Annotated in this window: 37 protein-coding genes; all 37 read right to left on the reverse strand. The window is 52.1% G+C overall.

The window, feature by feature from the left end:
* Positions 1-625: 625 nt before the first annotated feature.
* Positions 626-1,180 carry a zinc ribbon domain-containing protein gene (locus M0R70_15760; GenBank protein ID MCK9420812.1) on the reverse strand — a complete coding sequence of 185 codons (555 nt, stop codon included), beginning with the start codon at positions 1,178-1,180 and terminating at the stop codon, positions 626-628.
* 45 nt (positions 1,181-1,225) lie between these two features.
* A complete protein-coding gene (locus tag M0R70_15765) occupies positions 1,226-1,723 on the reverse strand; it encodes a hypothetical protein (GenBank protein MCK9420813.1) in 498 nt (165 codons plus the stop codon).
* A gap of 237 nt (positions 1,724-1,960) precedes the next feature.
* Complete coding sequence (locus tag M0R70_15770) at positions 1,961-2,305, reverse strand: hypothetical protein (GenBank protein ID MCK9420814.1); 345 nt, start codon at positions 2,303-2,305, stop codon at positions 1,961-1,963.
* 42 nt (positions 2,306-2,347) lie between these two features.
* Positions 2,348-3,745, reverse strand: a complete 1,398-nt coding sequence (locus M0R70_15775; protein ID MCK9420815.1) for a sigma-54 dependent transcriptional regulator — start codon at positions 3,743-3,745, stop codon at positions 2,348-2,350.
* Entirely contained in the window at positions 3,742-5,496 is a 1,755-nt protein-coding gene (locus tag M0R70_15780; protein ID MCK9420816.1) for an ATP-binding protein, read from the reverse strand. The genes M0R70_15775 and M0R70_15780 overlap by 4 nt, the downstream gene beginning before the upstream one ends.
* Positions 5,497-5,527: 31 nt before the next feature.
* Positions 5,528-7,003, reverse strand: coding sequence for a response regulator (locus M0R70_15785; GenBank protein MCK9420817.1), 1,476 nt, complete (start codon positions 7,001-7,003; stop codon positions 5,528-5,530).
* A gap of 653 nt (positions 7,004-7,656) precedes the next feature.
* Positions 7,657-8,079, reverse strand: coding sequence for a 50S ribosomal protein L17 (rplQ, locus tag M0R70_15790; GenBank protein MCK9420818.1), 423 nt, complete (start codon positions 8,077-8,079; stop codon positions 7,657-7,659).
* A gap of 26 nt (positions 8,080-8,105) precedes the next feature.
* On the reverse strand, positions 8,106-9,101 hold the full coding sequence (locus tag M0R70_15795; protein ID MCK9420819.1) for a DNA-directed RNA polymerase subunit alpha: 996 nt from the start codon (positions 9,099-9,101) through the stop codon (positions 8,106-8,108).
* Between the two features lie 144 nt (positions 9,102-9,245).
* Entirely contained in the window at positions 9,246-9,875 is a 630-nt protein-coding gene (gene rpsD / locus M0R70_15800; protein MCK9420820.1) for a 30S ribosomal protein S4, read from the reverse strand.
* 141 nt (positions 9,876-10,016) lie between these two features.
* Positions 10,017-10,391, reverse strand: a complete 375-nt coding sequence (gene rpsK, locus M0R70_15805; GenBank protein ID MCK9420821.1) for a 30S ribosomal protein S11 — start codon at positions 10,389-10,391, stop codon at positions 10,017-10,019.
* 70 nt (positions 10,392-10,461) lie between these two features.
* The gene (gene rpsM / locus M0R70_15810) at positions 10,462-10,854 is read right to left on the reverse strand and encodes a 30S ribosomal protein S13 (protein MCK9420822.1); all 393 of its coding nucleotides are present in this window, start codon (positions 10,852-10,854) and stop codon (positions 10,462-10,464) included.
* 111 nt (positions 10,855-10,965) lie between these two features.
* The gene (gene rpmJ, locus M0R70_15815; protein ID MCK9420823.1) at positions 10,966-11,079 is read right to left on the reverse strand and encodes a 50S ribosomal protein L36; all 114 of its coding nucleotides are present in this window, start codon (positions 11,077-11,079) and stop codon (positions 10,966-10,968) included.
* Positions 11,080-11,139: 60 nt separating this feature from the next.
* Positions 11,140-11,358: a translation initiation factor IF-1 gene (infA, locus tag M0R70_15820; GenBank protein ID MCK9420824.1), complete on the reverse strand. Its 219-nt coding sequence runs from the start codon at positions 11,356-11,358 to the stop codon at positions 11,140-11,142.
* 7 nt (positions 11,359-11,365) lie between these two features.
* On the reverse strand, positions 11,366-12,115 hold the full coding sequence (gene map / locus M0R70_15825; protein ID MCK9420825.1) for a type I methionyl aminopeptidase: 750 nt from the start codon (positions 12,113-12,115) through the stop codon (positions 11,366-11,368).
* Positions 12,116-12,130: 15 nt separating this feature from the next.
* On the reverse strand, positions 12,131-13,429 hold the full coding sequence (secY, locus tag M0R70_15830) for a preprotein translocase subunit SecY (GenBank protein ID MCK9420826.1): 1,299 nt from the start codon (positions 13,427-13,429) through the stop codon (positions 12,131-12,133).
* A gap of 3 nt (positions 13,430-13,432) precedes the next feature.
* On the reverse strand, positions 13,433-13,873 hold the full coding sequence (gene rplO / locus M0R70_15835) for a 50S ribosomal protein L15 (GenBank protein MCK9420827.1): 441 nt from the start codon (positions 13,871-13,873) through the stop codon (positions 13,433-13,435).
* A gap of 58 nt (positions 13,874-13,931) precedes the next feature.
* On the reverse strand, positions 13,932-14,126 hold the full coding sequence (gene rpmD, locus M0R70_15840; GenBank protein MCK9420828.1) for a 50S ribosomal protein L30: 195 nt from the start codon (positions 14,124-14,126) through the stop codon (positions 13,932-13,934).
* A gap of 2 nt (positions 14,127-14,128) precedes the next feature.
* On the reverse strand, positions 14,129-14,638 hold the full coding sequence (rpsE, locus tag M0R70_15845; protein ID MCK9420829.1) for a 30S ribosomal protein S5: 510 nt from the start codon (positions 14,636-14,638) through the stop codon (positions 14,129-14,131).
* Between the two features lie 27 nt (positions 14,639-14,665).
* Complete coding sequence (rplR, locus tag M0R70_15850; GenBank protein ID MCK9420830.1) at positions 14,666-15,028, reverse strand: 50S ribosomal protein L18; 363 nt, start codon at positions 15,026-15,028, stop codon at positions 14,666-14,668.
* A gap of 69 nt (positions 15,029-15,097) precedes the next feature.
* Positions 15,098-15,646 (reverse strand): 50S ribosomal protein L6, encoded by a 549-nt coding sequence (gene rplF, locus M0R70_15855; protein ID MCK9420831.1) that lies wholly within the window; start codon positions 15,644-15,646, stop codon positions 15,098-15,100.
* A 44-nt stretch (positions 15,647-15,690) separates the two neighbouring features.
* Positions 15,691-16,086 (reverse strand): 30S ribosomal protein S8, encoded by a 396-nt coding sequence (rpsH, locus tag M0R70_15860; GenBank protein ID MCK9420832.1) that lies wholly within the window; start codon positions 16,084-16,086, stop codon positions 15,691-15,693.
* 19 nt (positions 16,087-16,105) lie between these two features.
* Positions 16,106-16,291, reverse strand: a complete 186-nt coding sequence (locus M0R70_15865; GenBank protein MCK9420833.1) for a type Z 30S ribosomal protein S14 — start codon at positions 16,289-16,291, stop codon at positions 16,106-16,108.
* Positions 16,292-16,322: 31 nt separating this feature from the next.
* Complete coding sequence (gene rplE, locus M0R70_15870) at positions 16,323-16,814, reverse strand: 50S ribosomal protein L5 (protein MCK9420834.1); 492 nt, start codon at positions 16,812-16,814, stop codon at positions 16,323-16,325.
* A 291-nt stretch (positions 16,815-17,105) separates the two neighbouring features.
* A complete protein-coding gene (gene rplX / locus M0R70_15875; GenBank protein MCK9420835.1) occupies positions 17,106-17,417 on the reverse strand; it encodes a 50S ribosomal protein L24 in 312 nt (103 codons plus the stop codon).
* A gap of 47 nt (positions 17,418-17,464) precedes the next feature.
* On the reverse strand, positions 17,465-17,833 hold the full coding sequence (gene rplN / locus M0R70_15880; GenBank protein ID MCK9420836.1) for a 50S ribosomal protein L14: 369 nt from the start codon (positions 17,831-17,833) through the stop codon (positions 17,465-17,467).
* 28 nt (positions 17,834-17,861) lie between these two features.
* Positions 17,862-18,122 carry a 30S ribosomal protein S17 gene (rpsQ, locus tag M0R70_15885; GenBank protein MCK9420837.1) on the reverse strand — a complete coding sequence of 87 codons (261 nt, stop codon included), beginning with the start codon at positions 18,120-18,122 and terminating at the stop codon, positions 17,862-17,864.
* Positions 18,109-18,309 (reverse strand): 50S ribosomal protein L29, encoded by a 201-nt coding sequence (gene rpmC / locus M0R70_15890; protein ID MCK9420838.1) that lies wholly within the window; start codon positions 18,307-18,309, stop codon positions 18,109-18,111. The genes rpsQ and rpmC overlap by 14 nt, the downstream gene beginning before the upstream one ends.
* A complete protein-coding gene (gene rplP / locus M0R70_15895; GenBank protein ID MCK9420839.1) occupies positions 18,306-18,722 on the reverse strand; it encodes a 50S ribosomal protein L16 in 417 nt (138 codons plus the stop codon). The genes rpmC and rplP overlap by 4 nt, the downstream gene beginning before the upstream one ends.
* Before the next feature lie 46 nt (positions 18,723-18,768).
* Positions 18,769-19,419: a 30S ribosomal protein S3 gene (gene rpsC / locus M0R70_15900; GenBank protein MCK9420840.1), complete on the reverse strand. Its 651-nt coding sequence runs from the start codon at positions 19,417-19,419 to the stop codon at positions 18,769-18,771.
* Between the two features lie 20 nt (positions 19,420-19,439).
* Positions 19,440-19,769 carry a 50S ribosomal protein L22 gene (gene rplV / locus M0R70_15905; GenBank protein MCK9420841.1) on the reverse strand — a complete coding sequence of 110 codons (330 nt, stop codon included), beginning with the start codon at positions 19,767-19,769 and terminating at the stop codon, positions 19,440-19,442.
* A 43-nt stretch (positions 19,770-19,812) separates the two neighbouring features.
* Positions 19,813-20,103: a 30S ribosomal protein S19 gene (rpsS, locus tag M0R70_15910; GenBank protein MCK9420842.1), complete on the reverse strand. Its 291-nt coding sequence runs from the start codon at positions 20,101-20,103 to the stop codon at positions 19,813-19,815.
* Between the two features lie 114 nt (positions 20,104-20,217).
* Entirely contained in the window at positions 20,218-21,045 is an 828-nt protein-coding gene (rplB, locus tag M0R70_15915; protein MCK9420843.1) for a 50S ribosomal protein L2, read from the reverse strand.
* On the reverse strand, positions 21,046-21,333 hold the full coding sequence (locus M0R70_15920) for a 50S ribosomal protein L23 (GenBank protein MCK9420844.1): 288 nt from the start codon (positions 21,331-21,333) through the stop codon (positions 21,046-21,048). It lies immediately after the preceding gene.
* A gap of 2 nt (positions 21,334-21,335) precedes the next feature.
* A complete protein-coding gene (gene rplD, locus M0R70_15925) occupies positions 21,336-21,959 on the reverse strand; it encodes a 50S ribosomal protein L4 (GenBank protein MCK9420845.1) in 624 nt (207 codons plus the stop codon).
* A 22-nt stretch (positions 21,960-21,981) separates the two neighbouring features.
* Entirely contained in the window at positions 21,982-22,596 is a 615-nt protein-coding gene (rplC, locus tag M0R70_15930) for a 50S ribosomal protein L3 (protein MCK9420846.1), read from the reverse strand.
* A gap of 43 nt (positions 22,597-22,639) precedes the next feature.
* Positions 22,640-22,945 (reverse strand): 30S ribosomal protein S10, encoded by a 306-nt coding sequence (gene rpsJ, locus M0R70_15935; GenBank protein ID MCK9420847.1) that lies wholly within the window; start codon positions 22,943-22,945, stop codon positions 22,640-22,642.
* Positions 22,946-22,992: 47 nt separating this feature from the next.
* The coding region (gene tuf / locus M0R70_15940; protein MCK9420848.1) for an elongation factor Tu at positions 22,993-23,141 on the reverse strand (149 nt) is incomplete at its 5' end.

The following is a 23,141-nucleotide window of genomic DNA, read 5'->3' on the forward strand; positions in this document are numbered from 1 at the left end:
ATCAATCGTCGCCGATAGGTCCCGTCTCTGGTTATGCCCTGGAGCAATAACTGATATCATCCCTTTTGTACGGAGGGGCGGGGAAACTGTTTTTTCCTTGACAACTGTCAACCATATCAGGGTCATGCCATAGTCAGGCCTGGCCTGTTGAAGCGGCGAACATTAAAAGGAGATTACATGGCAGTCTATACGCCAGGCTGTTAATTAGTATCTCAACGCGCAATTGGATTTCGTCAACTTCACCTACTACTCGGCGGCGGTGTTGACAAATTTCAATGCAGAATACTAAATGAAAAGTGTACATGAAGGCGGGGGTAAACGGCTTGACCGCTTGATCCGCTGGTTGGGTATCCGCTTTCATTCCCTCGCGTTGACCATTCTTTGATCTCGCTCAATCAAACGGTCGCGACTGTCCCCGGAGTTCCGAACTTCAACAGTACTCATGACTGACTCAAGCCATGACACAACGTTCTTCTTCTTTTCGTCAAGACAACAACTAATGGACACTTTCACCACAAGTTCGTCATTTATGTTGTTGTGAATGCCACGCTTATAGATACCTTTACGCGCCATGCTTACCTCCTTTCTTTTTCGTTTTCGGTCTCACGGCAATTTCTGACTCACCTCAGAATACCATGTTAAATGCCCATTTTATAACTGCGAGGGCTACAACTCCGGCAATAAATAATGCCCCGATATAAAGAATTAATGAACCGCAGCCGGACACATAACCGAACATATCACCACTATCATTGTTAGATTTTTCTTGCCGCCAAGCACTCTCCGTCGCTCCAGACACGTTAGCTGCATGACTCGATTTTTCTTGTCGCCAAGCACCCTCCGTCGCCCCAGACACGTTAGCAGCATGACTCGATTTTTCTTGTCGCCAAGTACCCTCCGGCGCTATTGGCGGTTTCTCTCGTTTACTTCCTTGCACAGCACCACATGCGTTACAAATAAGTGTTATTGTTGAGATAGGCGCAGCACATGATTCACAGCGTGGAGATGAGTTGTCTATTTCATTGCCACAATATTCACATTCAATGGACTCTGCTGGAATATCATTTTTGCAATAAGGACATTTCCTCATTATCACTCCGCGCTCAAATTGCTTTCCCTTAACTTCTGTCCAAGTTAAAATTTGGTCTCCATTGCAGGCACGCAGCGTGCCGTAAAGCACACTGCATAAAAGATCCCATTTCTCGCGTCGTGCTCGTCTCTGTATTCATACCAGGTCTTCTACGAAAGATTGCCGCAGCATTTCGTCCGCATCAAGGCAAGCCTGCATAATTGTAATTCCAGCATCGATTAAGTCTCTGTCTCGGCTGATGTCCTCCTCTGGCCCTTCTGGAAACTTTCCCCCGTGAAACAGGTTATTTCGGATGCGACATAACAGCGTAAAGAGACGTCCCAAGCCGAAAACACCGTTAAAGTGGTCTACACTCCATCCGAGCTGGCCTTTCGAAAGAATCTGCTTCTTTGGTGGTAAATTCGTCAAGAGTGCAATGGCTTTATTAACTGGCTCTTCCTTATTGTTCTCCAGCAATTCAATATTCTTGCGAGCATACTTCTGCCAATCGGCTTTTGCTTCTTCTGTATTCGTTACGTAGCCCGCTCGCTTTAGCGCATACTCGAAGCGTGAGAAAAAAAGAAAGAATATAATCGTGCGAGCGCGATCTTTGCTTTTTGCGATGCTCTCAATAGCTTGAAGTGGCGAATTCATTTTTTCTCCGATTATTGAGTAAGCCTAATCAAGTTTGCACATTTGAAAGTATCGTTCGGTGGCAAAATAACCGGGGGCCTTACATTATAAAAATATATGCCTGATCTAAGAAGATGTCAACGAATAGTGGAGAGGAAAACCAACAAATACAGATTGTAAATTGCTATGTTTCAAAGAAATGCGACTTCAACGACTTCAGGAAGAATTCTTGTATAGATATCTGTCATTATGAACTTTCTATTTCAGATCAAAGATGTTGTCAAAATTCATCTTCTTTAAAACCGATACCATATCCGAATACTCTTCTCCTGATATTTTAGAGAGGTCAAATGTAAGATTATCATAAGTTGTCTCAATTAAAACTTTGCTTGGTGTAACATTCACTCTCTTAAGCAGAATCCTTTCATCTTTGTCGGTCCAATCTACTGATGGTCCTCTTTCATCGGGCCTGAGGATCAGTTCATATTTTGGTGTTCTTTGTATTATGAAACCATCGATGCCAAAACGGGTTCCTTCATCAAACGAAAAAGCGAGAACAAGATCAACACCCGAATCAATTGTTATGAAATTCACAGTATCCATTTATTTCTCTTTGGACTATCTGTCCCCGATTGTCTACCTTGGTCACTTGAATTCTTCCTTCTTCAACCCATACCGCGCCATCTTCTCATGAAAGTTCTTGATGTTAATCCCTGCATGAAGCGCCGCCTTGCTCATGTTGCCGCTGTACATCCGGAGCAGTTGGGAAAAATACTCCTTCTCGAATTGCTCGACGACCCTGGTCTTGGTCTTCCGGAAAGGCTGGATATCGCTCTCCGGAAAGAGCGGTGTATCGAACTTGCCCGCGCTTTTCAGGTCGAGGCGGTTCAGCATATCTCCCTTTTCCATGATTACTGCCCGCTCGATGATGTTCTCCAATTCGCGTACATTCCCGGGGTAAGAATATCGGGTGAGCGCTGAAAATGCCTGCGACGAAATCGACATGACCTGTTTCCGGTTCTTTTCAGAATATTTTTTGAGGAAATGACCCGCCAGGAGCGGTACGTCGTCGAGCCGTTCGCGAAGCGGAGGAAGTTTGACCGGGACCACATTGAGGCGGTAGAACAGGTCCTCCCGGAACAGCCGTTCGTTCATGGCGCGGTGCAGGTCCTTGTGCGTGGCCGCAAGGACCCGCACGTCCACCTTCACGGCCTGGTTGCCGCCCACGCGCTCTATCTCGCGCTCCTGGAGCACGCGCAGGAGCTTCATCTGCACGGGCATGGCGATCTCACCGATCTCGTCCAGAAACACCGTGCCGCCGTCGGCCATTTCAAACCTGCCGATCCTCTGCCTGATGGCGCCGGTAAAGGACCCCTTTTCATGACCGAAAAGCTCGCTCTCCAGAAGCGTCTCGGGCAGGGCCGAACAACTTACCACGACAAAAGGCCGGTCCCTCCTCCTGCTGTTATAATGGATCGCCCGCGCGATGAGTTCCTTGCCCGTGCCGCTCTCACCCTGGATCAGGACCGTGGCGTCGGTCTCGGCAACCGTGCGAATGAGTTGAAAGATCTCCTGCATCTTCGGATTGCGGCCGAGGATGTTGCCGAACTGATACCTTTCTTCCACCTCGTGACGCAGGTTCTCGATCTCCTGCGAGAGACGTCGACGTTCGACGGCGTTCTTTACTTGCAGGCTCAGGTCCTCATACTGAATGGGCTTGGTCAGATAACTGTAGGCCCCGTCTTTCATGGCCTTGACGGCCATCTCAATGGTGCCGTACGCGGTCACGACGATGACAGGGATATCGGGCCTGCTCCGTCCCGAATGCTGCTCTCCGAGAAATTGTCTGAGAAACTCCATGCCGGTGAGCCTCGGCATCTGATGGTCCACGATAATGGCGTCGAAGTCGCGGCCTTCCAGCTTTTTCAGGGCTGCAATGCCGTCTTCCGCCGTCTCAACCTCGTAGCCTTCCTTCTTGAGGTTGGCCGACATCACGAGAAGGATATCGGGCTCGTCATCGACTATGAGCAGGGAACCTTTCATCCTGGCAACTTTGAAGCGTTCAGTGTGGATTGCGGGGTAATTGGATTTCCCGTAGCGTTCTCAACTCCGAACGACTCGGCTGAGCTCGTCGAAGTCTCCGAACGCAGCCTGCCCTCGAAGGTCTCTATCGGGGGAACTCCAAACATGGCTTGCACCGGCAGCTGTACCAGCACCCGGGTGCCGCCTGTCGCAGGCTGTTCTATAACGATCTCTCCTCCGTGGTTTTTAAGCACACGCTGTACGATGGTGAGTCCCAGACCCGTACCCTTGATCTTGGTGGTGAAGAAGGATTGGAAAATACGCTCCCGGTCGTGTTCGGGAATCCCGTGGCCGGTATCCTCTATCCTGATTTCAACGATTGATCGGCCCTGGGCAGGAATCGTGGATAACCGCAGCGTCCCTCCCCCGGCCATTGCCTCGACCGCGTTGCGCAGGATGTTGTGAAGCGCTTGTTCGATCTGAAGTTCGTCCGCCTGGATTGAAGGGATATCCGGATCCAGATCCCGAACCACCTCGATGTTCTGATCGCGCAACTGTTCGCGGAGGGCGTCGAGTGATTGGTCGAGCATTGCATTGATATTCACCGCCGTCAGCCGGATTCCCAGGGGTTTTGATACATACAGGAGGTCGGAAGCCACCTGGTTGACCCTGGTCGCCTGGCGTTTGATCAGGTCCGTGAACTTTTGGAGCGTTTCATCGTTCGCGTACTCCGTCGAAAGATAGTGTGCCGCTCCGGTGATCGCGTTCAGCGGGTTACGCACTTCGTGGGCAACGCGGGCGGCCATCTCGCCGAGTTCCGCCAAACGGCGCGAGTGTTCCAGTCTCTCCGCAAGTCTCACCCGTTCCGTTACATCCTTGATGTATTCCACCACCTGCACAACACGGTTGAACCGATCCAGCAGGGGGAAGGTCGTGATTTCAACGTAGCGCTCCCGCTTCGCCGTTCCGCCCCCCGTCTGGAGCAGTTTCTTCGTCGCTGATACCGGTTGTCCCGTGCGGAAGGTTTCTTCGGCGGGACAATTGACGCAGATCTTCACGTCGAACGAACACGCCTCATAACAGTGGGCTCCGATTTTTATCTCCCGCGCCAGAAGCGATGTCATGGACTTGTTCACCGCGGTGATGATGAAATCGTCATCAACGACCTGGATGCCGTCAGTGATACCGTCGAACACTGCCAGGAGCCGCTTGCGGGCATCGAAGATCTGGTCCTCCATCTCCCTTTTCCGCGTGATATCCTCGAGCTTGATCACCACGCCATTGCCGATTGACCAGGCCCTCCGGCCGAGGGGATATACACTGTAACTGATCACCTTCCGCGGTCCGGTCCTTGGGAGAAGATCATGCTCAAGGTCACGCGCAGCACCGGCAGCCCATACCGCGTCGGTCAAGCGTTCCCACAATGCGCGACGAGCGTGATCATCAAAACCCATGATCTTGCCGATCTCGCCCATGTTTCTGCCGATCACCATAACGCGCGGTAAACCGAACAGCTTCTCGGCTACTGCATTAAACACCACGATCCGGCCTTCTCCATCGAGGGAGATGATGCCCGTGGTCACGCTGTCAAGCAGATTTCCCAGGTGGAGCAGCATATCATCACGCGGGGTGTCCGGTTCCGCTGCGAGCTGCAGAGAGCTGGTCAGTTGCCTGATCCCGATACCGAGCGAGCGGACGCTTCCTGAGGTCTTCTGTCTGATGGTCCGCACAAAATCAAATGCCGTCCTGCCGGTGTGGTTACGCTTTGCCATGGTTGTCCGTATTGTCCGTTCCAGCCGCAGACTAGTGAAAGGAATGTTTCCCCAGCTTCAGCAGCCCCTTCTCGATGAGCCGTCTTGCGGATTCGGCCACGCGCGGATCAAACTGCCCCCCCGCTTCCCGCTCCAACTCGAGCAAAACATTCTGGATTGATATCCTGCCGCGGTAGGGCCGCTCGGAGATCATGGCGTCGATCGCGTCCGCAACATTGAGTATCCGCGCCGCAAGGGTGATCTCTTCCCCCGCAAGGCCCCGGGGGTAGCCTTTCCCGTCGAAGCGCTCATGGTGCTGATAGATGGCATCGATGATCGTTGATGAAAATCCGATCGGTTCAAGGATCCTGATTCCATGCGCCGGATGGTCCTTCATGATGTCAAACTCCTCCCGGCTCAGGCTTGCCGGCTTGCTGATGATCAATTCGCTGATCCCGATCTTGCCCATGTCGTGGAGAATTGCCGCAATGTGAATATCTTCGAGTTGGCGCGGGTTCATCCCCAGGTCCCGCGCGAGTGCCACTGCGTATTTTGCAACGTTGGTGGAGTGCCACCGGGTGTAGGGGTCCTTCGCCTCCACGGCAGCCACGAGCGCCTGGATCGTGCGGAAATAGTTCTCACGCAGGTTCTCATAGAGCGCCGCGTTCTCCAGGGCCGTCACCACCTGACTGGACAGGATCAATACGATCTGGAGGTCGCTCGTGGAAAACGGCAAACCCGAGAATTTGCTCACGTTGAGAACGCCGAACACCGTGTTCTTTCCGATAAGGGGGACCGACATGGAAGAGGCCGGCATGTTCTCCAAATTAATGGCTGCCATCACTTCCGGGTCAGGGTGTTTGCCTGCCGATATGATCAGCGGTTTCCGATGCTTCAGTACCAGCCCGGAGACGCCTTCTCCCTTCTTGCGGCGGGCCTTCAACGCCACTTCCGTGGCCAGGCCGTGGGAAGCGCGGATCAACAGTGTTTCGTTGGCCTCATCGATCAGCATCAACGAGACCCGGTCCACCGAGAATTCCTGCACGAGCACCTCGGTGATGATTTTGAACAAATGGGCGAGGTCGATCTCGGTCACGAGCAGTTTGCTGATCTCGAACAGCGGGATAAGCGCCTTGAGTCTGATGTTCTCCTTTTTAAGCCTGCTGCTGTTGATCGCCCGGTTGACGGCCCCCAGCAGTTTCTCCTCGGTGAACGGTTTGAGTATAAAACCGTCCACTCCCCGGATAAGGGACTCAATCGCCGTGTCGATCGTACCGTGCCCGGTAATAAAGATCGTTACGACGTCCTTTTTTTGTGCCTTGACGCGCTCAAAGAGCTCTATGCCGTCAATACCCGGCATCCTGATGTCCGTGATCATCAGCTCCGGAGTCGAGCGGCTGATTTCCTCCAGCGCTTCCGCGCCGTTCGAGGCCGTGGTCACCTGGTATCCCTCAGATAACAAAATATGGGAACACAGGTCTCTGATCATATCCTCGTCATCAACAACGAGTATTCTTTCACCAGCCATGATTTTCGTTCACCTTCTCATCATTCCGGCTTCTGATTTCCGTCCCCTGTCTTCTGGTTTCACGCCGGGAGGATTACCCGGAACACTCGTGCTCTTCGGGATAAATCGCACAACGATGATGTTCCTTCCGAAAAAAGAGATGCAATGCCCTCACAGCACCGATACCACTATGCAATCAAAAGAATATTTCTGCGGCCATACCGCCACTGTGCATTTCCCATCGATGATTATATATTATAAGGTAGAGCAAGGTACTGACGGAAAATGGTTCTTCGTTGTACGTAAAGGGAGGAAATATCGTTTTCGAGAGCTCTGACCTGTTTTCCGTGATACTATCATCTGCCGTGAAGGCTGCCAGCTCTCAGGCCTCAGAGACCGCCCTGCGTCCAATTCCGCCCCACCACCGGGATGACGCTTGGCGCAACCGCAGCACAGTCGCAGAGATTAGTCCTTTGCCGTCCGCCATAGGTTACAAGCAATACTTGTGTAGTATAGTAGCATAAACATGCTTTTGTGTAAATGCAATAAAAAAGGCAAGGGTTTTACCCTTGCCTTTTTGTGCCTGATTGATCGCTATATTAAGTTGGCGCTGTGCCGCTACCGGCAGAACGCGAGGTGCAAACCTTCTATGCCTGTGGGGACACACCCTTCTGCTAAGAGGTGACGGTCTTTTCCGGTTTCTTTTTGTCCGTTTTCTTCACCGCCACCGCCTCTTGCTTCTGCCGCTCTACCAATTCGATAACAGCCATGGGTGCGGCATCGCCGGGTCTGGTACGGGTCATCACGATTCTCGTGTATCCACCGTTTCGGGAGGCAAAACGCGGCGCGATCTGCGCAAATAGTCCGCTCACCACGGTCTCGTCGTGAATGAAACTGAGCGCCAGACGCCGTGCATGCAGATTTCCGCGCTTACCAAGAGTGATCATTTTCTCCGTGAGCGGACGTATTTCCTTGGCTTTCGCTACCGTCGTCTCGATCTTTTCATTCTTAAGCAGCGCGGTAACGAGCATTCTGAGGAGCGCCTTCCGGTGACTCGTATCCCTTCCAAATTGTCTGCCTGCGCATCCGTGTCTCATATCACTATCCTTGCCAAATAGATTTTTTACGCTTCGCTCGGTTTTTCCGCGAGAAGCCGTCTGGCCTCTGTCACAATTTTATCGTCCACCTTCAGTCCGAGTCCAAGTCCCATCTCGGAAAGAATCTCTTTTATTTCGTTGAGCGATTTTCTGCCAAAATTCTTGGTCTTGAGCATCTCGCTCTCGGTCTTCTGCACCATCTCCGCTATAGTCTCTATTCCTGCATTTTTCAGGCAGTTCGCCGCCCGCACCGAAAGCTCCAACTCATTCACACTGCGAAGAAGGTTTTCATTGAACGATGGCACCTTTTTGATCTCTTCTCCCGTGGCCGGCGACTCTTCCTCTTCCTCGGGAAGATGGATAAAGATGGACAAATGGTCTTTGAGCAGCTTCGAAGCATGCGCGATAGCATCATCAGGTCGGATACTCCCGTCGGTCCAAACCTCGAGCACAAGCTTGTCGTAGTCCGTTTCCTGTCCTACGCGGGCGTTCTCCACCTTGAAATTTACTTTGCGAATCGGGGAAAATATTGAGTCAATCGGGATAACACCGATCGACTGCCCCGGCTCTTTATTTTTATCCGAGGAGACATACCCCCTGCCGCGGCGCGCTCGCATTTCAAGCTCGAGTTTTCCGTTCTTATCGATCGTTGCCAGATGGAGATCCGGGTTCAAAATCTCCACCTCTGCGTCTGCCTCGATATCCTTTGCCGTAACCTCTCCCGTACCTTTCGCCTTCAAAGTCAGCGTCTTAGGCTTATCAGTATGGAGTTTGAGCCTAATCTCCTTGAGGTTGAGGATCAGGTCCGTGGTGTCCTCGACAACTCCCGGGATGCTTGAAAACTCGTGCTGCACACCGGAGATTTTTAATGAGGTAATCGCCGATCCTTCGAGTGATGAAAGAAGAACACGGCGCAAAGAATTACCCAGCGTTGTCCCGAAACCTCGCTCCAGCGGCTCTGCCGTGAACTTCCCGTACGTATCAGTTATTTTTTTTGGATCATATTGAAGTTTTTTCGGCATCTGAAAATCTTTTGCTTTTTTGAGCATTGTTCCTCCATAACGGAGTGAAAAAACTGTCATAGGACCTTATCAACTCGAGCGCACGCGTCTAAAATACGGCGACTCCCTGTAGTCCTCAGAATATTTTCACCTTCGGTACTAACGTTACTTCGAATAGAGTTCGACCACAAGCTGTTCTTTTACCGTGGGCATCGTCGATTCATCTCTGGCCGGCAGTGCCAGCACTTTACCCTTAAACAGCGTCTTGTCGATCTCAAGCCAGGTCGGGAAGCCCCGCTTTTCAAGTGCGGCGAGCGTCTGCTGAATCTGTACCATACCCCGGCTCTTTTCCCGTAACTCCACAACATCTCCGGCCTTAAGCAGGTAGGAGGGGATGTTCACCTTTTTGCCATTCACGAGCATATGCCCGTGCCGCACGAGTTGCCGGGCTTCCTTCTTGGAACCGGCAAAACCCATCCTTTGCACAACGTTATCAAATCTTCTTTCGAGGAGTTGCAGAAGGTTATCTCCCGTAATACCCTTCATCCTTTCAGCCTTCTCAAAATAACCGCGGAACTGGCGCTCCAGCACTCCGTAGACGCGCCGAATTTTCTGTTTTTCTCTAAGCTGTATGCAATATTCCGACTGTTTGATTCTCCCCTGGCCATGCTGCCCCGGCGGATAGCTTCTTCTGGTGATTCCGCACTTATCCGTATAGCAGCGCTCAGCCTTAAGAAAGAGCTTCAGCCCCTCTCTCCTGCAGAGCTTACAAACTGATCCTATATACCGTGCCACGTGATTCCTCCATGCCTCGCGTTGCGAGGGTTGTAACGTAAAAATTATAAATGGTGTATTTTAGTTTGAGAACAGGCTCCGCGTTTTCCGCTTCGCTTTCTTCGGTTTTCAATTTGCTATTCGACATTCACAGAATGTCGATTAAACGCGTCTCCGTTTCGGCGGCCTGCACCCGTTATGCGGGATCGGGGTCACATCCTTGATTGCCACGATCTCGAGACCGGCGGCCTGGATCGCCCTGATTGCTGATTCCCTGCCCGTACCCGGACCCTTGACATAGACCTCAACCTGCCTCATGCCATTTTCCATCGCCTTTTTAGCAGCCGCCTCTGCAGCCAGCTGTGAGGCAAAGGGGGTGCTCTTTCTCGAACCCTTAAATCCCTTGCTGCCGGAGCTCGACCAGGTGATTACGTTCCCCGATGTATCGGTAATCGTAACAATTGTGTTATTAAAGGAAGCGTGGATATGGGCTACGCCATTCGCCACATTCTTTTTTTCTTTACCCTTCTTTGCCATCTGCTCTCCAATGCGCGTTATATTGTCTCCGGTATGATCGCTCTCCACACCCGGACAACGTGAGTTTCTTTTACTTCTTCAACAGGCCCTTCTTCTTTCCCTTGCCTGACATCGCTGACTTTTTGGGTCCTTTTCGCGTCCGGGCATTGGTCTTTGTCCTCTGCCCTCTCACCGGCAGGCCCCTGCGATGTCTCAGTCCCCGATAACTGCCTATGTCCATCAATCGCTTGATGTGCATTGTCACTTCTCTGCGGAGATCCCCTTCCACAGTGAAGTCCCTGTCAAGGATCGTTCTGATTTTTACAATATCCGATTCCGTAAGATTATTGCTTTTGGTATTCGGATCGATACCCGCCTCGGACAGGATTTTCTTCGCGGAGGTCGGCCCTATTCCGAAAATATAGGTAAGCGAAACCCCTATTTTTTTATCTTTTGGTAAATCTACTCCGGCAATTCGTGCCACGGTTCCTCCTTAACAATCATACGACGGACGAGAGACGATTGCGCGCTTCGCTTGCTTGGACGAGAGACGATTTTCTCGTCCTTCGTCCATCGTCTCTCTTACACTCGTCCCTTACCCCTGCCGCTGCTTGTGGCGCGCGTTTTCACAGATGACGCGTACGATTCCCTTGCGGCGGATAACAGTACACTTGGGACAAATTTTTCGAACTGATGAGCGAACTTTCATATCCTGTTACTTCCATTCTTATTCAAGTGATAGTCACACCAAACAAAACCCATGGAGACTCTATTTGAACCGGTAGGTAATCCTGCCTCTGGTCAGGTCATAGGGCGTGAGCTCCACAGTCACCTTGTCGCCGGGGAGTATTTTTATAAAGTGCATTCGCATCTTGCCCGATATGTGTGCCAGTATTTTATGACCGTTCTCCATCTCAACCCGGAACATAGCATTGGGAAGCGTTTCAAGCACCGTGCCCTGAACTTCTATGGAATCTTCTTTTGCCATATCCTCACTATTTTTTTGTCAATATCCATGGACCGTCAGGCATAACAGCTATCGTGTGTTCAAAATGTGCGGACAGGCTCCCATCAGCGGTAACTGCCGTCCAATTATCTTCCTGAGTTACCGTCGCGCTGCCGCCAACATTTACCATCGGCTCGATCGCCAGAACCATCCCCGGTTTCAACTTTGGGCCTTGTCCTGGATCACCAAAATTAGGAATTTGCGGGTCCTCATGCAGGTTTCTTCCAATCCCATGCCCGACATATTCCCGGACGACCGAGTATCCATTCGATTCCACATGGTTTTGTACGGCATGTGAAATGTCGTATAATCGGTTACCTGCCTGCGCCTGAGCTATCCCACGGAGGAGCGACTCCTCCGTAATCCTCATGAGGCGTTCCGCCTCAGGTGTTATCGTGCCAACCGGCAGGGTTATTGCCGCATCGCCGTAGAATCCGTCCACAATCGTTCCTACATCAATGCTGATGATATCGCCCTGCTTGAGAACAGCTCCCTTGGAGGGAATGCCGTGAATAACCTCATTGTTCACTGAAGTACAAAGCGTCTTTGGATATCCCCGGTAGCCTTTGAATGCCGGTTTCGCTCCCGCAGCTACTATAAACCGTTCAGCGAATTCATCCAAAGCTTGCGTCGTGACACCCGGCCTTACCATCTCGCGAATACCACCCAGGACATCCGCGACAATCACACAAGCTTTTCGTATCTTCTCGATCTCCTGAAGGGACTTGAGAATGATCATGATACTTCCCCGATGTTACCGTCTCCCTTTGATCGAAACGCCCTTCAGGAAACCTCCATAATGTCTTTGAATGAGGTGTGACTCTATCTGCGATACCGTATCAAGCGCGACGCCGATAACAATCAGAAGCGAGGTGCCTCCGAAGTAAAACGGCACGTTGAAAAATTTATAAAAGATATCCGGCAAAACACAGACTGCCGCAAGATAGAGTGCTCCGCCCAGTGTAATGCGGGTCAACACACGATACAGATAGTCTGATGTCTTCTTGCCCGGCCTGATGCCGGGGATGAACCCGCCGTACTTTTTCAGGTTGTCAGCAATGTCCACCGGATTAAATACGATCGCCGTATAAAAATAGGCGAAAAAAATGATCATGATAACATAGACGGTCGTGTAAAGCAGTTGACCTGGTGATAGCTGCTGAGCGATCGATTGTATCCACGCGACCTGCGTAAACCCTGCGATCGTCGCAGGAAACAGTAATATCGAGGATGCGAAGATCGGCGGGATCACACCCGCGGAATTAACTTTCAGCGGCAGGTGCGTACTCTGTCCCTTGTAAATTTTCCTGCCGACCATCCGCTGCGCATATTGGACGGATATTTTCCTCTGGCCGCGCTCCATAATGATAATAGCCGCGATGACAGCAATGATAATGACCAGTATCACTGCCACCAGGAAATACGGAATCTCTCCGGATCGTGCAAGCTGGATGGTATTTGACACAGCGCGGGGAAAACCGGCCACAATGCCTGCAAATATGATGAGCGAGATGCCATTGCCGATTCCGCGTTCGGTAATCTGCTCGCCAAGCCACATGATGAACGTTGTGCCGGCCGTAAGCGTGAGCATGGTGAGGATGCGGAACGACCAGCCTGTGGATTCCACGAAGGCGCCGTCTCCCATCTTCTCGATGCCTACCGCCATCCAGAATGACTGAAAACCGGCTATAGCTACCGTTCCGTACCGCGTATACTCGGTAATCTTTTTCCGGCCTGCCTCACCCTCTTTGGCAAGCGCCTGCAACCGGGGAATCACCACGGTAAGAAGCTGAAGCACGATCGATGCCGTAATATAGGGCATGATCCCGAGAGCGAAGATCGTAACCCTCGAAAGCGCCCCACCCGAAAACATGTCGAAAAAACCCATGAGGCCCGCTGCCGCCTGGTGCAGGTACTGGCTCAGCGCCTCGCCCTTTACCCCGGGTGTAGGAATGTGACACCCTATCCGGTAGACCGCAAGCATCAGGAGGGTGAAAATTATCCGCTTCCTGAGCTCGGGAATGTTAAATATGTTTTTCAGGCCTGTGAACAAGGGTTAGATCACCTCGACCTTCCCGCCGGCGGCCTGGATTTTCTCCACAGCGCTCTTGCTGAACTTGTGCGCTCGCACAGTGATTTTTGCCTTCAGCTCACCCATGCCGAGCACTTTAACGCCGATCTTCATATCCTTGATAAGACCTTTCTGCATGAGCATCTCGGGCGTAATGGGGTCACCGCCGGCCATTGCTTCGAGGTCCTGAAGGTTCACAACGGAATATTCCTTGCGGAATATATTTGTGAACCCTCGCTTCGGGATCCTGCGCTGAAGGGGCATTTGACCGCCTTCAAAACCGGCCCCCTTCACGCCTCCTGAGCGGGCCTTCTGTCCCTTATGCCCTTTTCCAGCGGTCTTGCCGGATCCGGAACCCGGGCCTCTGCCGACCCTCTTTGCTTTTTTCTTTGCCCCTGCCGCGGGCTTCAGTTCTTCTAATCTCATAATTTACTCGCAACCATCATTAGACTCGTAATTAAAATTTGTCGTGCACATGATACCGTTATGCTTCTTCCACCTTAACGAGGTGAGATATCTTGGTGATCATGCCGCGTATTTGCGGCGTGTCCAAACGAATGACGGAGTGGTTCATTTTTTTGAGGCCCAGGCCGATCAGGACAACCTTATGTTTTCCCGGTCGAGCAATACCGCTTTTTACAAGCGTAATTTTAAGTTTTTTATCAGTCGATTTTGCCATGCCTATCCGAGCTCCTCTACCAGTCTGCCGCGAAGCGTCGCAACCTGCTCTGCACTCCTGAGTCTCATCAGTCCTTCGATTGTGGCGCTCACCACGTTATGAGGATTGCTCGATCCCAGAGATTTACACAGCACATTCCGGACACCCACGACCTCAAGCACGGATCTGCTCGCTCCGCCTGCGATCAAACCGGTACCTTCGCAAGCCGGCTTGAGCAACACCTTGCCGGCACCATAGTGTCCAAGCACCTGGTGTGGAATTGTATCGCCTTTCAGTGAGATCTGGATCATGCTCTTTTTGGCCCGTTCTACCGCCTTCTTGATGGCTACCGGCGCTTCAGCTGCCTTGCCCTTACCCACGCCGATCTTCCCTTTGCCGTCACCGACAACCACGAGCGCGCTGAAGTTAAAGCGCTTACCGCCTTTGACCACCTTGGCCACGCGGTTTAGGAAGACCAGTTTATCTTTCAGTCCGTCGCTTTCCTCTGCTGCTTTTTGATATCGCTCTGCCAATGCCGCCTCCGAATTGAACGTCGTTTCCTAAAAGCTGAGCCCCTTCTCACGCGCCGCATCTGCCAGCGCCTTAACACAACCGTGGTATTGATAACCTCCCCGGTCAAATACGACCAGCTTGATATTTTTGTCGATTGCCCGCGCAGCGATGCTCGCGCCGACCCTCTTGGCCGCCTCAACGTTCCCGCAATGCTTCAATCCGTCATGGAGCGTTTTCTCCGTCGAGGACGCGGCAATAATTGTCTTGCCGGTGGTATCGTCTATGATCTGTGCGTAGATATGGCTTAAACTCTTGTATACGCTCAGTCTTGGCCGCGTTGCCGTTCCGTACACGGTCTTCCTGACTCTCTCATGCCGTCTCTGTCTAGCTTTTAATTTACTCTGTGCCACAGTTTATTCTCCATATAGTAAACGTTGATCCGGATAATAAATCAACAATTCTAATTTCTAACTGATTTTCTATTTACCGCCCTTACCAGCCTTGCCTTCCTTGCGCTTAATGACCTCAGTGCTATACTTGATGCCCTTCCCCTTGTATGGCTCCGGTTTCTTCAGGCTTCTCAAGTTCGCGGCGATCTGGCCCACAAGCTGCTTATCAACGCCCTTGAGTGTGATCTGGGTCTGCTTGGGGTCTACGGTCGCCTTGATACCCTTGGGCATGGGATAGATGATCGGGTGAGAGAACCCGAGACTCAGCATCAGGTTTGAACCCTGCGCTGCAGCCTTGAATCCAACACCGGAAATCTCAAGGGTTTTCTCATACCCTTTGCTTACCCCGGTCACCATATTGGCTATCAGGTTTCTCGTCAACCCGTGCAACTCGCGGTAAAGTTTTTGATTTGACGGTCGCTCGACCACAAGTGTGTTGCTTTCTTTCTTGATGGTCAGCTTTGGATTCACATTCTGGCTGATCTCGCCCAGCGGACCCTTGACCGTAACTTTACCGGTCTCGAGTTTGGCCTCGACGCCGGATGGAATTTCTATCGGTTTTTTACCAACCCTCGACATGACAGCTCCTAGCATTCTGATTGGACGAATTCAACAACCTGATATTACCACACGTGGCAAATGACTTCTCCACCCACGTTGTCCTTCTTCGCCTGCTTGCCGGTCTGTATCCCCTTTGGCGTGGACAGAATGGCTGTACCAAGCCCATTCAACACTTTGGGAATGGCTTCATTGCCCGCGTAGACCCTGCAACCGGGCTTACTGATCCGCTTCAGACCCTGGAGAACCGGGGCCTCTTCTTCCGTGTATTTTAGATACACGCGAATCAGACCCTGCCGGCGGTCTTTCACCAACTTCACGTTCTTGACAAATCCCTCGTCTTTCAGAATCTTCGCTATCTCCACCTTCAGTTTGGAGGAGGGAATGTCCACTTTTTCATGTTTTGCCTTACTGGCATTGCGGATGCGCGTCAGCATGTCCGCGATAGGATCGGTCATCATTGATTCAAACCCCTTTTGCTTACCAACTCGCCTTAATCACGCCCGGGATCTCTCCCTTAAGCGCCCTGTTTCTGAAACAGATCCTGCACATGTCAAATTTCCGCAGATACCCCCGTGACCGTCCGCACAGCGGACAGCGATGATATGCGCGTGCTTTGAACTTCGGTGCTCTCGATGCCTTCGCTATCAATGACTTCTTTGCCATTGTTCCTCCGTCCCGTCCATCTCTGATCGGACTACTTCCTGTACGGCATCCCCAGATGGCCGAGCAATGCTCTACCTTCTTCATCGGTATTCGCCGTCGTTACAATCACGATATCGAGTCCATGTACCGAGTCCACCTTGTCAAACTCGATCTCGGGGAAAATCACCTGTTCTCTGATTCCAACCGTATAATTCCCTCTTCCGTCAAACGACTTTGACGACACGCCCTTAAAATCCCTGATGCGCGGAAGCGCAGCGTTGATAAACCGGTCAAGGAACTCATACATGCGCTCACGCCTGAGCGTCACCATACAACCGATTGGCATTCCCTCCCTGAGCTTGAAGGTTGCGATAGATTTTTTGGCGCGGGTAATAACCGGACGCTGGCCGGTTATTTTTCCAAGTTCCTCAGCGGCATGGTCGAGCGCTTTGGCATTGGTGATCGCCTCACCCAGACCTACGTTCAGTACCACCTTAACAAGCTTCGGTGCCTGCATGGGGTTTTTGTACTGGAATTCCTTCATAAGCGCCGGTACAACTACGTCATGGTAGCGCTGTCTGAGCCGCGGCGTCGGGATGCGCTCCGGCGCGCTCTTCTTGGCAACGGATGCCGATGCCCCTTCGGCAGCCTTGGCATCCTTCTTTACATCCTTTGTCGAAGCCTTCGGCTTCGCAGCCGCCTTGGGGGTCTTGGCAGCATCTTTCTTTTTATCACTGCCCTTGGCCTCTTTTGCTTTATCTTTCTTATCTGCCATAATGTCTTTTCCCTATTTCCCTATTCTGAACATCTTCACGCAGCACCGACGGTATGCGTATCAATCAATGATCTCGTTGCAGGTCTTGCATACGCGGTTGCGTGTGCCGTCACCCTGTGTCGTCCGTGACGTGGCCGTCGGCTTATCGCATTTCACACAGATAAGCTTTACGTTCGAGGCGGCGATCGGGCTCTCTTTTTCGAGAATTCCGCCCTGCCTGAGCTGCTGGTTGGGCTTTGTATGCCGCTTGATCATATTAAGCTTCTCAATGAGAAGCCGGTTGGTGGCTGGATAGACAGCAATTACCCTGCCTCGCTTCCCTTTTTCCTTACCGGAAACCACCATCACGTTGTCATTTTTTTTAATCTGCATTTTTCATAATCCTATTGTTCTGCAACCTGTTATTGACGTCACCATTCCTACAAAACTTCTGGCGCAAGTGAAATGATCTTCATAAAGTTCTTTTTGCGAAGTTCGCGAGCGACCGGTCCGAAGATACGCGTCCCGATGGGCTCATTTGATGCATTGATAAGCACCGCCGCGTTCCGGTCGAACTTGATGTACGATCCATCCTGCCGGCGAACTTCCTTTGTGGTTCGGACGACCACGGCCTTGGCCACCGTTCCCTTTTTAGCCTGTCCTTCGGGAATTGCCACCTTGATGGCCACGACGATTATGTCTCCGAGCGAGGCATAGCGCTTACGCGTTCCGCCGAGGACTTTTATGCACATCACTTTCTTTGCGCCGGAATTATCGGCGACATCCAATACCGTCTGCTGCTGAATCATAGTTCATCCTCAGAAAGGGTTTCGTCCTTTATTGATTAGCCTTCTCGACGATCTCGAGAACCTTCCATCTTTTTTCTTTGGAGAGCGGCCTGGTCTCGATGAACCGGACCACGTCACCCACCTTGCATTCGTTCTTTTCGTCATGGACCTTGAACTTGGTTGTCCGCTTGATGGTCTTGGTGTACTTCGCATGCGCAATGCGCCTGGTGACCGCGAGCACCACCGTCTTATCCATCTTGTCACTGACGACCTGCCCCATATAAGTCTTTCGCTTCTTATACTCTTCCATACTTTTCCTTTAAGACCGTCTTGGTTTTGGCGATGTCCCTGCGCAACGTCCTGAGGCGCATCGGGTTCTCAATCTGGCCCATGGCCTGCTGAAACCTCAGATTGAACAGTTCCTTTTTGAGATCCGCTGCCTTGGTCTGCAACTCATCGCTTGACAGGTCCCGCAGTTCCTTTGCAATCGTCTTCATATATCCGCCTCCCGAGAGACAAACTTCGTGGCAATCGGCAGCTTATATGCCGCGAGCCTGAACGCCTCTCTGGCCACGGATTCGTCAACGCCACCCATCTCGTAGAGCACACGACCGGGCTTCACGACGGCAACCCAGTATTCCGGAGCGCCTTTGCCTTTTCCCATACGGGTTTCCGCGGGCTTCTTCGTAATCGGCTTGTCAGGGAATATCCGTATCCAGATCTTGCCTCCCCGCTTGACGTAACGCGTCATGGCAATACGGGCCGCCTCGATCTGCCGGCTCGTGATCCACCCCGGCTCAAGGACCTTCAGGCCATACTCACCGTAGCTTACTTCAGCCCCCCGGCATGCAATGCCGTTCATGTTTCCCTTGTGCATCTTTCTGTGTTTTACTCGTTTAGGTGCTAACATTATATAAATCCTTTATCTCGGTAATCTCATGTCTACCATAATGCCGTTATGCAGTGGCGATTGGCTTCGGCACCTGGAGAACGTCTCCCCGATAGATCCAGACCTTTACGCCGATCTGTCCCATCGTGGTCTTGGCCTCAAAGAAGCCATACTGAATGTCGGCCCGCAGGGTATGGAGCGGTACCCGGCCTTCACGATACCATTCGGTCCTTGCGATCTCGCCGCCCGCCAGTCTTCCGGCGCACATTATCTTAATGCCCTGAGCGCCCAACCTGAGCGCTGAGGTCACTGACTTCTTCATGGCCCTGCGAAACGCGATCCTGCGCTCCAGCTGGAGTGCTATATTCTCGGCCACAAGCTGGGCATCGAGCTCCGGACGCCTGATCTCCTGGATATTGATGTACATCTGTTTGCCGGTCATGGTCTCAAGATCTTTCTTGAGCTTGTCTACTTCAGCACCCTTTTTGCCGATAATAATGCCGGGCCGGGCGGTATGAATGTTGATCTTTGCCTTCTGGCCTGCGCGCTCTATTTCAATCTTGGAGACCCCGGCATGCATGAGCCTCTCCTTAACGATCTTGCGGATCTTGAGATCCTCATGCAGCAGCGTTGCGTAATTCTTCTGGGAGAACCAGCGTGAGTCCCATGTTTTAATGACGCCGAGCCGAAAACCGATTGGATGAACCTTTTGTCCCATGATGCCTCCGAATGGTATAACTACGCTGAGAGTACCAGCGTTATATGACTCGTCCGCTTTCTGATCGTGTTGCCGCGTCCCATGGCCCGGGCCCGCATCCGTTTCATGGTAACGCCTTGATTCACGTAGGCCTTTGTCACCTTGAGTTCGTCCAGATCTCCCACCTTTTTTTGTTCGGCGTTCGCCACTGCGGAATCCAACAGCTTCTTGACGATCCGCGCAGCGTGGAGCGGCGTGAACGTAAGGATATTGAGTGCATCTCCCACCATCTTGCCCCGGATGAGGTCTATTACCTGCCTCGCCTTGCGTGGCGTAATGCGTATATGTCTTACTGTTGCGCTTGCTTCCATCTGATCATCCTCACTCTACTCTCATACACGACGTTCTTGAGTATTACTTCGGCGCGGTTGTCTTCTCTGCTGCTTTTGATCCACTATGAGCCTTGAATGTCCTGGTCGGCGAAAATTCACCCAGCTTATGACCAACCATGTTCTCGGTGATGTACACCGGAATGAACTTCCTTCCGTTGTGTACCGCCAGGGTGTGTCCCACAAAATCCGGTGTAATCGTCGATCTACGCGACCACGTCTTCGTAATCTTTTTTTCGCCCACAGTGTTCATGGCCTCAACCTTTTTCATGAGGCTCACATCTATAAAAGGGCCTTTTTTAACTGATCTCGGCACCGTATCCTCCGCTCTCTTACGAGGGACGATGGACGACCGCTCGCTTTGCTCGCTTGGACGATGGATGTCTTTTCTTCCCTCGTCCTTCGTCTCTCGTCCATCATCGCTGTTTCGTTATCTGCTCTTGGTTCTTCTCGATATAATAAACTTGCTCGTTGTTTTGTTATGCCTCGTCTTCTTGCCGTCCGGGAGACCCCACGGAGAGCACCCGGGCCGTCCGCCTGAAGACTTTCCCTCGCCACCGCCAAGCGGATGGTCGACGGGGTTCATCACCACACCACGGACCCTCGGCCTCATACCCATCCAGCGGGCCCTGCCGGCCTTGCCGATGCTGATATTTTCATGATCAAGATTCCCTACCTGGCCGATCGTGGCCATGCACTCGGAACGTACCATGCGTACTTCACCGGAGTTGAGCCGAAGCGTGGCATATTCTCCTTCACGCGCCAGGAGCTGCACCGATGCGCCTGCGCTTCGCGCAAGCTGGCCGCCGGACCCGCGTTTGAGCTCAACGTTGTGAAGTGTGGTGCCCACGGGTATCAAGGTTATAGGCAAAGCATTTCCGGGCTTGATATCCGAATCAGGCCCAGACAGAACGCTATCGCCCACCTTCAGGCCGAGCGGCGCCAGGATGTACCGCTTCTCGCCGTCTGCATAGTGGAGGAGCGCTATTCTCGCCGAGCGGTTCGGATCATATTCGATCTGCGCCACTTTCGCCGGGATCCCGATCTTGTCGCGCCTGAAATCAATGATCCTGTATTTTTTTCTGTGTCCGCCGCCACGATACCGTACGGTTATTTTACCGCGATTGTTTCTTCCACCGCTCTGGTTGAGTTTGACAACCAGCGATTTTTCCGGCGTGCTTCGCGTTACTTCTTCAAACGTCGACGAAGTCTGGAACCGTCTTCCAGGAGATGTTGGATTATAGGACTTTACCGGCATTTACGCACCCTCGAATATAGCGATCTTTTCACCTGGCTTAAGCGTAACGTACGCCTTCTTCCAGTCCGATCTGCGGCCTAACCGCTGACCGACCCGTTTGTTCTTGCCTGCGTTCTTAACCGTGGTCACATCGGAGACCTTCACTTTGAAAATTCCCTCGATCGCCTTCTTCACCTGAACCTTATTTGCATCAACCTTCACTTCGAAGGTCAAAACATTATTCTTTTCCTTCAACCGCGCGCCTTTTTCTGTTATCCGCGGAACGCGAATGATGTCATACATGTCCATCGTCATTTACCGAAGGCCTCCTGCATGGAGTTAAGCGCGTCCTGCGTCGTAATGAGGTAGCGGTACTTGAGCACGTCATAGACATTGATATTGTCCATTCTGAGCACCTTGACCGACGGAATGTTCCGGGCTGCCAGCGTCAAGTTTTTGTTCTCCGACGTGATCAGGATAAGCGCATTTTCCTGCACCCCAAGCGTTTCAAGCATCGTGGAAACCAGCGTGGTCTTGGGCTCTGCAAGTTCGAGCTTCTCAATGAGCACAAGCCTGTTATCAGTGAGCTTTGACGCAAGGGCATCAAGGAGCGCGGCCCGCTTTGCCTTTTTCGGAAGGGCATAGGAATAATTTCTCGGCATGGGACCGAAACAGGTGCCGCCATGCCTCCACAGTGGGGAACGGTTGCTTCCGGAGCGCGCCCTGCCCGTGCCCTTCTGCTTCCATGGTTTCGCTCCGCCACCGCTCACGAGTGCCTTGTTCTTCGTGGATGCGGTTCCTGCCCGTTTATTCGCGAGCTGGTTCACTACCGCGGCATGCATAAGATGCGGCCTCACTTCCGTTGAAAAAAATCCCGGAAGTTCCACGTCCTTCACTTTTTTATTCTGCTGGTCTACCATTGAGACTGACGGCATTTCAATAACCCTCTATTTTCTTTTAATCCGCCTTATAGATAAGGAGCAGCCCGTTTACGCCGCCCGGCACCGCTCCACGGACAAATAACAGGTTCTGGTCGGGCCGGACATCGACAATCTCTAAATTCTTGATGGTCATATTGACCACGCCCATGTGCCCTGGAAGTTTTTTACCGGGCCATACCCGTGACGGATAAGCACTCGCTCCGATCGATCCGGGAGCACGATTGAACATGGAGCCGTGGCCGCCGGGTCCGCCCGCAAAATTGTGCCTCTTCATTACGCCGGCAAACCCTTTGCCCTTGGTGACGCCGCTCACGGCGATCAATTCGCCTTTTTTGAAAATGTCAGCGGTCACCACCTGCCCCTGCTCAAAATCGCCGGTGCGAAACTCCCGCAGAAACCGGTGCGGCTGCACGTTCGACTTTTTAAAGTGGCCGGCCTGGGCCTTCGTAATACGGCCCTGTTTTTTTTCCTCATCAAAAGCAAGCTGGACTGACTCGTATCCATCGTGTTCTGCGGTCTTTTTCTGAACCACCGTACACGGGCCTGCCTGGATAACGGTGACCGGTATGAGCTCCCCTCCGCTGAAATGCTGGCTCATGCCTATCTTTTTTCCGATGATTCCCTTGTTCATTGCCTATCCCCTCACCCACGCCAAGACGTGGCCGGTTTCTTTTCTACAGTTTGATCTCCACATCAACGCCCGCGGCAAGATCAAGCTTCATAAGCGCATCCACCGTCTGAGGTGTGGGATCCAGAATGTCCATCAGCCGTTTATGTGTCCTGATTTCAAACTGCTCACGAGACTTTTTGTCCACATGGGGAGAGCGGAGCACCGTCCAGCGATTGATCCTGGTCGGAAGCGGAATGGGGCCGGACACCTTGGCTCCCGTTCGCTTTGCCGTATCCATAATTTCTACCGCAGACTGGTCGAGCAGCCGGTGGTCGTATCCTTTTAATCGTATTCTGATCTTCTGTGTCACGTGCGTTTCCTTCCCCAAATTAGTACGGGCGAATTTTCCCTACACTCCTACTCAATTACCTCGGTAATGACCCCTGCGCCTACGGTCCTGCCGCCCTCGCGGATGGCAAAACGCAGCCCCTTGTCCATGGCGATCGGGGTGATCAGTTCAACGCTGCAGGTCATGTTGTCACCCGGCATCACCATCTCCACGCCTT

The sequence above is a fragment of the Nitrospirota bacterium genome, assembly GCA_023229435.1.
Taxonomy (GTDB): domain Bacteria; phylum Nitrospirota; class UBA9217; order UBA9217; family UBA9217; genus JALNZF01.

What these genes read in the sequence shown, in the direction of transcription:
- M0R70_15765 (MCK9420813.1), bottom strand. Translation starts at nt 1,723, where the DNA reads ATGAATTCGCCACTTCAAGCTATTGAGAGCATCGCAAAAAGCAAAGAT.
- M0R70_15770 (MCK9420814.1), bottom strand. Translation starts at nt 2,305, where the DNA reads ATGGATACTGTGAATTTCATAACAATTGATTCGGGTGTTGATCTTGTT.
- M0R70_15775 (MCK9420815.1), bottom strand. Translation starts at nt 3,745, where the DNA reads ATGAAAGGTTCCCTGCTCATAGTCGATGACGAGCCCGATATCCTTCTC.
- M0R70_15780 (MCK9420816.1), bottom strand. Translation starts at nt 5,496, where the DNA reads ATGGCAAAGCGTAACCACACCGGCAGGACGGCATTTGATTTTGTGCGG.
- M0R70_15785 (MCK9420817.1), bottom strand. Translation starts at nt 7,003, where the DNA reads ATGGCTGGTGAAAGAATACTCGTTGTTGATGACGAGGATATGATCAGA.
- rplQ (MCK9420818.1), bottom strand. Translation starts at nt 8,079, where the DNA reads ATGAGACACGGATGCGCAGGCAGACAATTTGGAAGGGATACGAGTCAC.
- M0R70_15795 (MCK9420819.1), bottom strand. Translation starts at nt 9,101, where the DNA reads ATGCCGAAAAAACTTCAATATGATCCAAAAAAAATAACTGATACGTAC.
- rpsK (MCK9420821.1), bottom strand. Translation starts at nt 10,391, where the DNA reads ATGGCAAAGAAGGGTAAAGAAAAAAAGAATGTGGCGAATGGCGTAGCC.
- rpmJ (MCK9420823.1), bottom strand. Translation starts at nt 11,079, where the DNA reads ATGAAAGTTCGCTCATCAGTTCGAAAAATTTGTCCCAAGTGTACTGTT.
- infA (MCK9420824.1), bottom strand. Translation starts at nt 11,358, where the DNA reads ATGGCAAAAGAAGATTCCATAGAAGTTCAGGGCACGGTGCTTGAAACG.
- map (MCK9420825.1), bottom strand. Translation starts at nt 12,115, where the DNA reads ATGATCATTCTCAAGTCCCTTCAGGAGATCGAGAAGATACGAAAAGCT.
- rplO (MCK9420827.1), bottom strand. Translation starts at nt 13,873, where the DNA reads ATGAGATTAGAAGAACTGAAGCCCGCGGCAGGGGCAAAGAAAAAAGCA.
- rpmD (MCK9420828.1), bottom strand. Translation starts at nt 14,126, where the DNA reads ATGGCAAAATCGACTGATAAAAAACTTAAAATTACGCTTGTAAAAAGC.
- rplF (MCK9420831.1), bottom strand. Translation starts at nt 15,646, where the DNA reads ATGTCGAGGGTTGGTAAAAAACCGATAGAAATTCCATCCGGCGTCGAG.
- rpsH (MCK9420832.1), bottom strand. Translation starts at nt 16,086, where the DNA reads ATGATGACCGATCCTATCGCGGACATGCTGACGCGCATCCGCAATGCC.
- M0R70_15865 (MCK9420833.1), bottom strand. Translation starts at nt 16,291, where the DNA reads ATGGCAAAGAAGTCATTGATAGCGAAGGCATCGAGAGCACCGAAGTTC.
- rplE (MCK9420834.1), bottom strand. Translation starts at nt 16,814, where the DNA reads ATGAAGGAATTCCAGTACAAAAACCCCATGCAGGCACCGAAGCTTGTT.
- rplX (MCK9420835.1), bottom strand. Translation starts at nt 17,417, where the DNA reads ATGCAGATTAAAAAAAATGACAACGTGATGGTGGTTTCCGGTAAGGAA.
- rplN (MCK9420836.1), bottom strand. Translation starts at nt 17,833, where the DNA reads ATGATTCAGCAGCAGACGGTATTGGATGTCGCCGATAATTCCGGCGCA.
- rpsQ (MCK9420837.1), bottom strand. Translation starts at nt 18,122, where the DNA reads ATGGAAGAGTATAAGAAGCGAAAGACTTATATGGGGCAGGTCGTCAGT.
- rpmC (MCK9420838.1), bottom strand. Translation starts at nt 18,309, where the DNA reads ATGAAGACGATTGCAAAGGAACTGCGGGACCTGTCAAGCGATGAGTTG.
- rplP (MCK9420839.1), bottom strand. Translation starts at nt 18,722, where the DNA reads ATGTTAGCACCTAAACGAGTAAAACACAGAAAGATGCACAAGGGAAAC.
- rpsC (MCK9420840.1), bottom strand. Translation starts at nt 19,419, where the DNA reads ATGGGACAAAAGGTTCATCCAATCGGTTTTCGGCTCGGCGTCATTAAA.
- rplV (MCK9420841.1), bottom strand. Translation starts at nt 19,769, where the DNA reads ATGGAAGCAAGCGCAACAGTAAGACATATACGCATTACGCCACGCAAG.
- rplB (MCK9420843.1), bottom strand. Translation starts at nt 21,045, where the DNA reads ATGCCGGTAAAGTCCTATAATCCAACATCTCCTGGAAGACGGTTCCAG.
- M0R70_15920 (MCK9420844.1), bottom strand. Translation starts at nt 21,333, where the DNA reads ATGGACATGTATGACATCATTCGCGTTCCGCGGATAACAGAAAAAGGC.
- rplD (MCK9420845.1), bottom strand. Translation starts at nt 21,959, where the DNA reads ATGCCGTCAGTCTCAATGGTAGACCAGCAGAATAAAAAAGTGAAGGAC.
- rplC (MCK9420846.1), bottom strand. Translation starts at nt 22,596, where the DNA reads ATGAACAAGGGAATCATCGGAAAAAAGATAGGCATGAGCCAGCATTTC.